General features: G+C 64.6%; 9 protein-coding genes. All 9 read right to left on the reverse strand.

Features of this window, described 5'->3' with window-relative positions; all coding sequences use genetic code 11:
- Positions 1-118 precede the first annotated feature (118 nt).
- A complete protein-coding gene (locus tag AC26AR_RS10685) occupies positions 119-985 on the reverse strand; it encodes a glycosyltransferase family A protein (RefSeq protein WP_167592982.1) in 867 nt (288 codons plus the stop codon).
- A 43-nt stretch (positions 986-1,028) separates the two neighbouring features.
- Positions 1,029-1,784, reverse strand: coding sequence for a glycosyltransferase family 2 protein (locus AC26AR_RS10690; protein ID WP_077374105.1), 756 nt, complete (start codon positions 1,782-1,784; stop codon positions 1,029-1,031).
- On the reverse strand, positions 1,777-3,015 hold the full coding sequence (locus AC26AR_RS10695) for a glycosyltransferase (RefSeq protein ID WP_167592981.1): 1,239 nt from the start codon (positions 3,013-3,015) through the stop codon (positions 1,777-1,779). Before AC26AR_RS10695 ends, AC26AR_RS10690 begins: the two co-directional genes overlap by 8 nt.
- A 1-nt stretch (position 3,016) precedes the next feature.
- On the reverse strand, positions 3,017-4,513 hold the full coding sequence (locus AC26AR_RS10700; RefSeq protein ID WP_488106999.1) for a polysaccharide pyruvyl transferase family protein: 1,497 nt from the start codon (positions 4,511-4,513) through the stop codon (positions 3,017-3,019).
- Between the two features lie 100 nt (positions 4,514-4,613).
- A complete protein-coding gene (locus AC26AR_RS10705) occupies positions 4,614-5,966 on the reverse strand; it encodes a polysaccharide biosynthesis protein (protein WP_176504009.1) in 1,353 nt (450 codons plus the stop codon).
- Positions 5,963-7,030 carry an EpsG family protein gene (locus AC26AR_RS10710; protein WP_077374117.1) on the reverse strand — a complete coding sequence of 356 codons (1,068 nt, stop codon included), beginning with the start codon at positions 7,028-7,030 and terminating at the stop codon, positions 5,963-5,965. Before AC26AR_RS10710 ends, AC26AR_RS10705 begins: the two co-directional genes overlap by 4 nt.
- 2 nt (positions 7,031-7,032) lie before the next feature.
- Entirely contained in the window at positions 7,033-8,328 is a 1,296-nt protein-coding gene (locus AC26AR_RS10715) for a sugar transferase (protein WP_240499683.1), read from the reverse strand.
- Between the two features lie 274 nt (positions 8,329-8,602).
- Positions 8,603-10,951 (reverse strand): polysaccharide biosynthesis tyrosine autokinase, encoded by a 2,349-nt coding sequence (locus AC26AR_RS10720; protein WP_488107000.1) that lies wholly within the window; start codon positions 10,949-10,951, stop codon positions 8,603-8,605.
- Between the two features lie 70 nt (positions 10,952-11,021).
- Positions 11,022-12,218 carry a polysaccharide export protein gene (locus tag AC26AR_RS10725; RefSeq protein ID WP_084208231.1) on the reverse strand — a complete coding sequence of 399 codons (1,197 nt, stop codon included), beginning with the start codon at positions 12,216-12,218 and terminating at the stop codon, positions 11,022-11,024.
- Positions 12,219-12,852 lie beyond the last annotated feature (634 nt).

Consider the following 12,852-nt stretch of genomic DNA (forward strand, 5'->3'; position numbering starts at 1 on the left):
TGACGTTACCCAACCCACTGACGGGCAACGTCAGTGGGGAGAGAGAAAAGCGCAGAGACTGCCATCCATCGGCGTCTGCCCATGCCGATTCGGGCGTACGTATGTGTCGCGCGGGCGACTAGCGGAAGAAATTGCCGACGAAGGTCGCCAGATAGCCGCGCTTGAAGGCGATCGGGGCCTTGCGAACCAGGAAGGCCAGTGCCAGCGGCGAGAAGCGACTGCCAGTGACCCGAGCGAACATCCGCCCCTTGGTGCGCGCCTTGGCGGGCGAGCTGTAGAAGTCGCTGCCGGAGGTGACCCCCGCATGGGCGACGATGCCCAGATTGGCGCGCATCAGGCGCGCGCCCTGACGGCGGGCATCGCTCATCACGATGAATTCCTCGCCGGAGGGTTGGTCGGTGCCCAGCCCGAACTGCTCATCGAAGCGGGCATGGAACTGGCAGAGATCCAGCGCCATGTCCACCGAGCGCACGCGAGCCAGTGACATCAGGGTGTGGGCCTTGAAGGCGACCGGCGGTGCCGGACGATCCGGGTCCCGTTCGTGCAAGGGGAAGGCCTTGACGTGCGGGAAGCTGATCGCCGCCGCCTCGGTACAGGTGAAGGCTTCCATCACCAGCGACACGGCCTGGGGATGCAGCTGGACATCGTCGTCCAGGATGTAGGCGTAGCGTGTCGGGCAGGCCGCCAGCGCGATATTGCGGCTCTTGGAGAGACCACGCCCCGCGACCGCCAGATACTCGAAACGGCTGTCGAAATGGGCCAGCACGTACTCGCGGAAGATATCGCGCTGCGCCTCGTCCTGGTGGGCTTCCGACAGCTGATGCACGATCAGGAAGCGGGCACCGGGCAGCTCGTCATAACGCGGCACGCTGTAGATCCCGGCATCCAGGGTCGAGATCAGGAAGGTCAGTTCCGGCACCTGGCGACGGGCACTGTCTTCCACCTGACGCTGATGCTTCAGCACACGAGCACGGGATTCCTGCATGGGGCGGCCTGCATGACGAGCGGGATCGACGGAGATAGTTTCATCAACGATGTTTTGCATAACCGTTCACCGCGTAATGGACAAAGTTGCGACTGGCGCTGATCACATCCATCCCCAGCACCTCACGATACAGACGCCACTGGTAGGCGGCGGCCTTGAACTTGTTGGAGGACACGCTGCTCTCGCGACGCGTGTAACGCGCCAGCGGCTCGGGCATGCCCTGCGCCGGGCCCAGCTGACCAATGATGATCAGCCACAGCGCCAGGTCCTGACGCTTGCGGATGGTCGGCATGTAGAAACGCCCGAAGCGCCCCGCGTCATAGATGGCGGTCAGGCAGCCGATGGAGTTGGAGCGCAGCATGTCGTCACGCGTCAGACGCGCCGGCGGTGCGAAGTGGGAGACATGGTTGCCCTGCTCATCCACCATCTCGTAGCCGGTGTAGGACAGTCCGGCGCCGGTCTCCTGCATGAAGGCGATCTGGCGTTCGATCTTCTCCGGCAGCCAGGCATCATCGGCGTCCAGGAAGGCGATGTAGCGGCCCTGGGCCTCGGCGATGGCACGGTTGCGGGCACGCCCCGGCCCGCCGTTGGTGTCGGTCTCGAGGATGCGGATCTCGACGTCGCCGGTCTCCAGCGCCGCGAAATCCTCGCGCAGTCGCGCGGCGGCACCATCGGGTGAGGCATCGTCGCTGATCAGGATCTCGCGCACCGGCTCGCTCTGGGCCAGCACGGAATCGACGGCGGCATGCAGGCGGCGGTCATAGCCGTAGTTGGGCATGATGACGGACACATCAGCCATGGGCCTTCTCCTTGGAATGAGGCGAGTGGGATCCACTGACGCTGACGCCGTTCACGAATGCGCGCTGGCGCGAATCGGCCGGCACCAGGCGCGTGATCAGGCGTTGATAGTCCGGCAGCACCGCATCACGGCTGTAGTGGGCAAAGCTCTCGCGTGCGGCCTTCGAGAGATGCAGCAGGCGATGGTCGTCAAATTCGAGACGCGCCAGTTCATGCGCCAGCTCCTGCACGATCTCCACCTCACCGGCACTGTCCGCTTCGGCACTCAGCACGCCATCGACATCGTGGCGAATCAATGCCAGCGGGCCTGAACGCACCGGGCGTGACAGGCACGGCAGGCCCTCACGCTTGGCTTCCAGCACGTTCATCGGCAGGCATTCACGCTCGGACGTCAGCAACAGCAGACGGGCTCGGCGCAACTCACGCGAGACGTCCTGCAGCGCGCCGGTGAACAGCACCCGGGTATCATCCGGCACGCTGTCGTCGTTGGCGCCCTGGAAGACCTTCAGCCCCAGCTCGTGGCACAGCGCCAGCAAGGACTCACGTTCCGGACCATCCCCGACCAGCACCAGACGCCCGCGGCGGTAGCCCGAATGGGCAAAGGCGCGGATCGCCAGATCGACACGCTTGATCGGCGCCAGACGCCCCACCATCACCACGTCGGCCTGACGCTCGCACTCGGCGCGCGTCTCGCGCTCCGCGAGATCATCCAGATAGTTGGGAATCACCGTCGGTTGCAGACCACGCCGCCGCCAGCATTCCGCATCCACCTCGTTGAGCACCTGCAGGACATCGAGATGACGATAGAGCAGGTGCTTGATGACGCGCTTGGCGCGACGATCGTGATGGTAGGCGCTGTGCTCCTGGGCGATGACGCGGGTCAGCGGGCGCGAATTGCCCGCCTCGTCACGGCCTCCAGTGCCACGTGCCGCCAGCTGGGCCGCCAGATGGAAGGCGAAGTAGCCGCTGACCATCACCTCGATGCGCGCCTCCAGCATCAGACGACGCAGATGCGTCACCCAGTGGCGGAAGTTCTTGCGCGTACCGGTGGCGGGCAGTCCCAGGGTGCGGTATTCGACACCCTCGAGACGGCCCCAGTAGGGCTCGCCTTCACGCACCGATACCAGCGTGACCTGATGGCTGTCGCGCAGATCACGCGCCAGGCCGTGCATCACCTTCTCGACGCCACCGCAGGCGCTGATGTCCTGGATCAACAGAGCGACATGGGCCATGTCAGACTCCTCGCACGACAGGCTCGCTGTCGTGGGTGGCGTGCTCAGCGGCCGGGGCGTCCGTGGCCACGGGGTCCGTCGCGTCAGGTGCCTTGGCAGCCGTCGGCGCCGGATAGGCGTCATCATTGAGCTTGAGCTCACGCTGGCCCCAGACACCGGCGCGTCCCGGTGCGCGGCGCAGGAAGTCCCGCGTGATGTCGGCGGTGATCGCCAGCTTGTCGGCGATGACGCGCTCGGCAAGCGCCGGGAAGGCCTTGTCGGCCACCAGCGCCTCGATGTCGGCCACGATGCGTGCCGGGTCGAAGTTCTCGATGTCCTGAACGCTGTCGCCAAGCCCGAAGTCACGCATGATGCCCGGCGCCTTGGGGCCACAGTAGGACAGCGCGTAGACCGGCGTGCCGGACATCAGCGCGAAGATGACCGAGTGGAAACGTGTGCCCACCAGGAATTCGGCGTCGCGGTAGAGATCCACCAGCGCATCCGGGCTCGGGTCGCCCTGCACCAGCTCGATGCGCGTGGCGAGCTCCTGGCCCCCGTCAGTGGCGGCCAGTGCCTTCTGCAGGTGATCGAACACCAGCTGGGAGATGCGCTGGTCATTCTCGATATCGGTCGGGCCCAGCACGTGCGGCACGATCATCAGGCGCTCGATGCCCAGACGCTCCCGGGATTCCAGCAGTGAACGCGACAGCACCTCGACACGCTCGGCGAAGGCCTGCTGATCCAGCCCCCACCAGTCACGCAGGGTGATCACGGCATAGGGTGAGGCCACGCCGCCCGGTGCCTTGACCTCGGCATGTTCATCGCTCGCCCGCGGGGCCATGGCGAAGGCCATGTCGGTGCCCAGCAGCGCATGCGGCAGCTTCGGGTCGGCCTTCTGGGTCATGGCGTGGGTGATCTCCTCACGCGAGACCACCAGGCAGTCGCTCAGGGTGCGCAGGAAGAAGCGCTCCTGGGCCGGGGTCTTGAACGGGCCGAAGGAGTGGCCCAGCAACAGCACGCGCTTGCCGGCCTTGCGTGCCAGCATCACCGGCGCCAGATAGCCGATCAGCGCCAGCCAGGAAGACAGGGTCTTCTTGAAGCTGCCGTTGTGGAAGATATGACCGCCCTTCACCACCACCAGGTCGGCACCATCGATGACATCGTTGCCGCTCTTGCCCTGCTTGCCGAACGCCATCTTGGCCCCCAGCCCCAGCAGCGAGGTGACGAAGCGCAGCTTGTCACGCATCGGCGGCATCAAGGGCTGACCGACGGTGACGCGCTCGCGGTAGCGGCGACGAATGTGGCGGAAGGGCCCGCGCTCGGTGGCGAACACCTGATCATCGATGGGCAGGATATCGATGCGATGGCCTTCGGCCTTCGCCACGCCTTCACCGGAGACATCGCTGCGGCCGTGTTCGGCATCGATCAGCTGGTCGAGGAAGTCGATGGTGCCCATCAGGATGGCGGAGTCGCCCTTGTTGTCGTCATGCCATCCGTGCGTCATGCATATCTTGGCCATGCTGTTCGTCCTTCTGTCCGTAATGTCGCTGTTCGGTGTGCACGATGCCCGGGCATCGCCACGTGAAATGTCGTGTACTCGTCGGCCCCAAGGCCGAACGTCAAGGGCTGGCCGTCGCGGCCGCCTCTTGCTGGCGAGCCGGCTGGAAGAGGATCGCCATCGCCAGCATCACCAGCTCCGCGGTGACCGGCACGCAGAGGAAGAGGTGGTAGAGGTCGATGCCCAGAAGGCTGCCGCTCTCGCCGGACGCGTTGCCGAGCGAGTGATTGAGCGCCGCGATCGAAAGGCCCCCACCGACCACCAGAATGGCCCCGGTGCTCTGGCACAGCAGGCGCTTGCCATTCAGGCGCAGTGCCGCCAGACGCGTGAAGGCGCAGGTGACGAAGGCGTGCACCAGGTAGACCAGCGCGAAGGCGCGCAGTGTCATGGTCAGGCGCGGGTAGGCGCCGCTCAGGAAGTGCTCGGCCAGCCACGGCGCCACCAGTGCCAGACCGCCCGCCACCGGCAGCGCGAAGCCGCTGGCGATGATCAGGTATTCCTTGAGGCGGCCATCACCCTGGGTCAGCTTGGGCAGGTAGTAGCGATACAGGCTGGTGGGGAAGACATAGAGCGCGAACACGATGGAGGTCACCACCGAGACACTGGCCACCTGGGCGGGTGCGAAGGCGAGCCCGGCCAGGATCACCCAGGCCTGCAGGTAGGCGAACGACATCAGGTTGTTGTAGAGAAAGCCGCGTCCGCGCGCGAAGTCCGCCTTGCTCGGCAGGCGACTTGAGCTTGCGCCATCGCGGCTGGCAGCCGCCGCCCGCGCATCCGCCGCCGCGTCATGTGACAGCCACATGCCCAGCGCCATCACGATGACCAGCGCGAGGGCACTGACCATCACGAAGGTGGCCACCGGTGCCAGGCCGAACATGCCGGACGGCGTGGTCAGCTCGGCGCTGAATTCGGCGCCGGTCAGCAGCGCGACGCCCTGATGATAGAGCGCCGGACCTGCCGCGCAGGCCACCGCGATCGCCACCGCCAGCGAGATCAGCACGGTCATCAGATTGACGCGCCCCAGGCGCTCCTGACGCTGCAGGCGCGAATTGACCATCTGCAGACCGACCTGCTCCGCCCCGGCACGCAGGGCACAGAAGGCGAAGATGAAGGCAGACAGCCCCAGCAGCGGCGCGATGCCCACGGCGAAGGCGATGGCCAGCAAGGCGTAGAGGCCGATGCCGACGCCCATCCAGCGGCGCAGCGCCGCGCCACTGGCGCCATCTTCGGTGACCAGCAGCACCTCGTTGCCGCCCATGCGCGCCAGCACGCCCAGCAACACCGCATAGTTGAGGGCCAGGGCATATTCCCCGAAGGCCTCGGGCGCCACGGCTCGCGCCAGCAGCAGGCCCGCCGCGGACGACAGGCCACGCGCCATCAGGTTGAACAGCGAGAAGATCAGCGCTTCGCTCATGACTGACCTCCATTGCCGACCACCAGTGCTTCATCGCTCAAGAAATAGAATTGGTAGTTGTTCAAGAAATCATGATCCTGATTGCCGGCCGCCACCTTCAGCGACATGAAGAACAACGCCATCATCAGCGCACCGCTGATCAGACTGGGCAGCAGCTTGTCGCGGAAGTGCTCGATGACGTCACAGATGACGAAGATGGCAAACGGCAGGAAGTAGTAGCTGGCGCGGGCCACGTGCTCACCATAGGTGATGAACAGGGTGTAGAGCGCCACGCCGATGAACATCAGATTGAAGGCCCAGGGGTCCAGTGACAGGCGGAAATGCTTCCAGAGTCCCAGCGTCCCCAGGCAGATCAGCAGATAGATGACATAGAGCTTCTGCCCGCCCCCGGAAAAATCCTCGAAATAGTGGGCATAGAGCCCCAGCGCACTGAGCGCGCTCTTGGCCAGCGGTCCTGCCACGAAACACAGCGGCAGCAGCCCCAGATAGACCCAGAAGGGATAGGCGCGTCGCAGCAGCGGGTAGAGCACCAGCAACGGCAGATACAGCGCCAGGGTGTAGTGGAAGCTGGTGCCGACGAGCATCAGCACCAGCGCCGGCAGCCGCATGCCGCGTTCCAGACAGGCCATCGCCACCATGAACAGAGCGATCGCCACGTGCTGCTTGACGAAGCCGAAGGCCGAGAGATAGATCAGCGGCAGACAGACGAAGAACAGCAGGCACCAAGCCAGGTTGCGGCGGCTCATCACCAGTGCGGTGACGAAGCACGACACGTAGAGGAAGGCGGTGATGAAGAAGAACAGCTGCGGTTCCCCCCAGGCCCGAGCCATGCGCGCCAGTGCCGCCGGCGCGGGTTCGAGGAAGCTCAGGTCGACCTGCCAGGTGGCCATCTGGCGATACGAGAAGTAGTCGTATCCTGCGTCGTAACGCAATGCCATGAACGCCAGACACAGCCCGCCACCCAGCCAGGCACCCACCATGCGGGTGCGCTCGCTGGCCGCCAGTGGCAGAACTGCCACCAGCAGGGCCATGAAGCCGACGTAATAGCCACTGACGGTCAGCATGCTCAGCGTGCCCCGAAACCGGTCAGCATGGTCTTGATGGTACGACCGACGATCAACAGATCCAGCCACACGGAGAAGCGCTTGATGTAGTAGAAGTCGTGCTCGAGCTTCTCGCGCGTCTCGTCAGCGTCGGAGGCGTAACCCTGGGTCACCTGCGCCCAGCCGGTGATGCCAGGACGTACCACGTGACGGTAGTTGTAGAACGGGATCTGTTCGGCGAATTCATTCACGAACTTGACCTGCTCCGGACGCGGACCGATGAGGCTCATCTCGCCCTTGAGCACGTTGATGAACTGCGGCAGCTCATCGATGCGGGTCTTGCGGATCACGCGGCCGATACGGGTCACGCGCATGTCGTTGGCCTGGGCGAACTGGGCACCGGACTTCTCGCTGTCATGGCACATGCTGCGGAACTTGAACATGCGATACGGACGACCGCCCTGACCGACACGCTCCTGCACGAAGAACACGCCACCCGGCGAATCCAGACGGATCAGCACGGCAGTCACCAGGCAGATCGGCAGCACGAACGGGGCCACCGCCAGCACGGCCAGCACGTCGAACAGACGCTTGAACAGCTCATATTCACTGTTGGGTGCCAGCTGACCGAAGCTGTTCTCGCGCACCTGGTTCAGCTCCACGCGACCGGTGAGCGACTCGCGCACTTCACTGGCGTCGTAGACCGGAATGCGGTTGAGCACGCAGTTGGCCAGGAAACGCTGCCACTCGGCCGGCATCTCGGCTTCCAGATCCGCGACCACGCCGTTGTAGCGCTCCTGGCCCAGGTCCGGTGCGCGCATCAGGTTCCAGCGCGCCCCACGGGTGGTGAACAGGTTGCGATAGTCACCGAACGGCACCACGGCCAGCTTGCGGATGCGGGTGCGCTGCTCGGCCCAGAAGCCGATGGAGCAGATCAGCATCGCCGCGAGCCAGGAGCTGCCCAGCACGATACGGCTGAAGCGCAGATCCAGCGCGATCAGCACGCTCATCGCCAGCAGATAGCTGATGGTGATGGCCGGCAGCACGTAGGCGAACGCCTTGGCACCGGGGTAGCGCGACATGTGACGGATCGCCTGCAGCGCGAGCAGGAAGCCACCGCTGGCCGCGATGACGCTGTGCATGCGCATCTCGCTGACCCAGGGGCGCAGGCCATTGATCAGCAACAGCGGGACACCCACCGCCAGAATCAGACCCACCAGCGCCTGACACAGCGAGTTGAACATCAGACGTTCGTACATGCGCGAATGTCGCTGACGCCCCTCGAGTCCGGTCGTCGCTGGATTTGTCGTCGTGTTCATGTGCCTGTCTCCCCCTTGGTTTGCGTTCGAGTGGTGTTTCCGTTCATCACACCCGGTGCCGTCTCCCGCCGCCCTTGCGGCCTGCACCGGTCTATCGCAAATCGTGCTGTCTTCTCATCACGCCGCATGCGCCCTTCAGGCCGGCATGCCACGCCGTGTCGGTGACGTGGTGTCGAGTGACACCGGGTCTTGCGATACGTCGTCTTCCGCCTGGGTGTCTGTTGACGAGCTGTCATCAGACATAGGGGCGTCGCCGTGGATGGCAAGTCAGCACTCACGTATTTGCGCCGCCCTGATACTGGTAGTCGTGATAGCTGTAGCCGTAGCTGTAGGCCGTGGTCGCCTTGCGCTCGACGGCGTTGAGGATGGCGCCATCCACGCTCACGCCACTGGAAGCGAAGCGCTCCAATGCCGCTTCGATTTCCTTGGGCGAGTTGTGCATGAAGCGCGTCACCATCACGCTGACGCCGCACAGCTTACCGACGATGGCCGCATCGGTGACCGCCAGGATCGGCGGCGTATCCACGATGACCATGTCGAAGTTCTCGCTGGCCCACTCGAGCAGCTCGGAGAAGCGCGCCTGCAGCAGCAACTCGGAGGGATTGCTCGGTGAGGTGCCGCGTGCCACGTAGCAGAGGGTGTCCGGCGTCTCCCCGCCTTCACCGACCACCGCCAGGCTCTCGTCGGCGATGCTGCGGATGATGGCGCTGCGCTCCACCTTGCCGAGCAGGTAGTCGCTCAGCCCCGGTGCCACGGCGCCCACCTGTTGGCCCGCCATGCTCTGATGCACGTGACCACGGCGCATGTCGGCATCGATCACCAGCACGCGGTTGCCTGCCTGGGCACAGACGGCGGCCAGGTTGGCGGACACGAAGCTCTTGCCGATGCCCGGGCTGGGGCCGCAGATCATCAGGCGGTTGTCGGGAGCTTCCATCATCGCGAAGTGCAGGCTGGTACGCAGACCCCGCAGACCCTCGATGGAGAGATCCGCCGGATTGCGCACCGCCAGCAGGCCAGGCGCGGCATTGCCGGCCGCCGCCGTGGCGCCCTTGCCGAGCTTGAAGGAGGAGAAGCGCTTGATGCCTCGCGCCAGGCGACGATTGAGGCGCGCCTGCTCCTCGGAGAGCGGCAGGGTCGCATGCACGTTGAGGCCGAGATCGGAAAGCTCCGACGGTGTCTCGATGCCACGATGCAGCAGCGAGCGCAGCAGCACGAAGACCACACCCAGCATGGCGCCCAGCAGGGTCGCGATCACCACGATCATCGCCTTGCGCGGGCTGACCGGGTGCGGCTGCGCCACGGCCTCATCCAGGATGCGGATGTTGCCGATGGTGCTGGCCTGGGCGATGTTCATTTCCTGGGTCTTGTTGAGCAGCTGCACGTAGATCTGCTGATTGACCTCGACTTCACGCTCCAGACGCAGGATCTCCTGCTGGGTGTCCGGAAGATCCCCCACCTGCTTCTCGAGCTCACTGCGCGTGCGCTCAAGATCCGCGCGCTTCTTGCGCAGTGCCACGTAGCTTGGGTGACTCGGGTTGAACTTGCCGGAGAGCTCCGCTTCCTCGAGCTGGGTCTGGTTGAGCTGGTTGTCGATGTTCACCAGCTGCTCGAGCACCGACTTGGTCTCGAGATCCAGATTCACGCTGTCGCTCTTGCCGCGATAGGCATTGAGACGCTCTTCGGCCTCGGTCAGCTTCTTGCGGACGGTCGGCACCTGTTCCTTGAGGAATTCGAGCGACTTCTCCGCTTCCGCCGATTGACGGTCGATGTTCTGCTGCTGATAGGTCTGGGTGATGCGCTCAAGCACCTGCTGGGTGCGCAGCGGGTCTTCCCCCACCAGAGCCAGCCCCAGCACGCCGGTCTCCTTGCCCATCTCGGCCACCGCGAAGCGCGCGCGCAGCGCATTGGTGGCTTCCAGAGTGGACTGGTGCATCAGGGTGAACTCGGCTCCCTCGCCCGCGGTGAGCGAGGTCACCTCGAGACTCACCTCGCCCAGCGGCCCCTCGAAACGCTCACGCTTGCCCACCGAGCCTGTGCCGAGCACCTTGCCGTCGTAGCGCAGTTCATAGCGGCCCTGCTCACCCGAGCCGAGCGTCACCAGCGTCAGCGGGACGTTGTCCCAGGCCTTGGGCACGGCCAGGCTGGCCACTTCCAGTGACTCGCCGGCCCACACCATGCTGGAACCGGACAGCCAGCTCGGGCGCTCCACCTCGTGGCTGCGCAGGAAGGTCCCGATCACCGGGTACTGGTAAGGCTTGACCACCAGATCCAGCTGCTCCTTCTTGACGGTCTCGCCCAGCACCAGGCGCGAGGTGATGATCTGGATCTCGGATTCCGACGGCGGCGCCTCCCCCCGCAGCATGCTGGAGACATCCCGCAGCGGATTCATGTTGCTGCCACCATCCTCGACCTGCACCAGCGCATCGGCCTTGTAGATCGGCGTCGCCAGCAGCGCATAGAGCACCGCCAGCACGGTGAAGGTGCCGGTGATCAGCGCCAGCGTCAGGCGGCTGTCATACAGCTGACCCAGCATGCGGCCCAGATCGAGACTGGTGCGCGCCGGTACCGCTGCGGGTTCGGTGGCCCCCGTCTGACGGGAGGAATGGGCATTGCGAATCGACATCGTTGAGTCACTCTCCTGGTGTCCTGCCCGTGCATCGCGACGGGCAGGGACGCCTTGACGACCCCTCACCTTACTGGCCGAGGGTATCGAGGTTGTCCTGGATTTCGGTGCTGTAGTAGATGGAGCTCACGGTGGGCAGCAACTGACTGATCACGCGGTTCCAGCGCGACACCGGCGCGGCCGTGACATAGACGACATCCTGCGGCTTGAGCGCGAAGTCGGCGCCCAGAATCAGGGCCGTGGTGTTGCGAGCATCCAGCTGATAGACGGTGGCCAGCTTCTCGGGGTCTTCCCGGTCCCGCCGTACCACGAAGATGCCGGAGGCATCCGCGGAGTCTTCCTTGATGCCGCCCGCCTGGGCGATGGCATCGGTCAGCGAGATGGGGCTTCTGCCCAGCGGCAGGCTGACCGACTTGTCGACCTCACCCATCACGAACACCTTGCGGGTCCCGACATCCGGCACATACAGGACATCACCGTCCTTGAGCAGCCGATCACGTGCCTCGCCGGTCGCCGCATTGCGCTGTGCCAGCAGCTCATAGAGCGAGATGACGGTCTCCTCGCCATTGCGCTTGAGCACCACGTTGTGCCAGTCCGCGTCTCCGGTCATGCCGCCGGCAGCGGCGATGGCATCGAGCAGACTCAACGGCACATCATTGATGGGCTGCACGCCAGGCTGCTCCACCTCACCGCTGATCCGCACCTTCTGACTGCGGAAGGCCGCCACCTTGACGTCGATCTGCGGCTCGTTGAGGTAGGGCTGGAGGCGCTCGCCCAGCACCCGACGGATCTCGTCCAGGGTCTTGCCGCTGACCTGGACACGGCCGATGTAGGGATAGAAGAGCGTGCCGTCGGCATGCACCACGTTGCCGGCTTCCTGGGCGCTGCGCTCGGAGCCCGTGGGCAACGACAGCTCCGGGTGGTCATAGACGACGATATTGAGAATGTCGCCCGGCCCCACGTGGTACTGATAATCCGGCGCCAGTTGCGCACGGGTGCTGCTGTTGAGCTCCTGGGTCAGCGCCTGCTCCAGCTCGCGCTGGGTGCCGTCACCCCGAGCCGCCTGGCGTGCCTGGGCATCCGCCCGCGCCTGGGCCTTGATCAGGCCGAAGGTGATGGGCTCCACATCGACGATGTCATCCACCGGCGCGGCCGAGGTGTCATAGTCGATGTCGCCGCCGGGCGCGAAGACGCAGCCCGCCAGTCCGGTGAGGGCGCCGAGGCTCAAGCTGGCGCCCAGAAGTCGTGCGATCAGTGCATTTTTCATCTGAAGTCCGTTGAGTCGACAGACCCGAGCAGCGATTGATGCGAGGCTGCCCCGATCATTCCCGCCGCACGCTGACGCCGGGACCAATTCGATAACGTCTTCGGTTCGCCTTGCGTAACGCGATGGCCCCATGTGCAACGACGGTTGCAACGACGGTGACCTCGGGCCGAGGGTGATCCCTCGTGCTGGTGTCATGTCTTGGTTTGCTTGAGTACTTGCGCCTGCTGGCGTCCCGGCCCTTGCATGACGGCTTGCGCCTGTCTGGCAATGGCGCGAACACTCCCTTGAGCAATCACGCGAATGCTGGCCCATGAAGACGATGAATGTGATTGAGGATCCTTCGATTTACACGAAGTCTTCCTCATAAAATCACGTCTCTGCTGCACATCGATGACACATTTTACAGGCACACATTCACGCCATCGACAGTGCCCACCACACCCACCTGACGGCACAGGCTCTACAACGTGATGGCAACGTTTATCGCACTGTCCGCTGCGTCGTCTTCATGGGCATCAAGAGTGGAGTGACCAGACTCCATCTGTTGCGCATTTTACCTGATCCACGCCGCTCGCCAATCGAGCGCTGTTACAAAAATCCAATAAAAACATTGCTTTGTATCATCATCAGCACG

The organism is Cobetia sp. PS-4MA, from assembly GCF_057670765.1.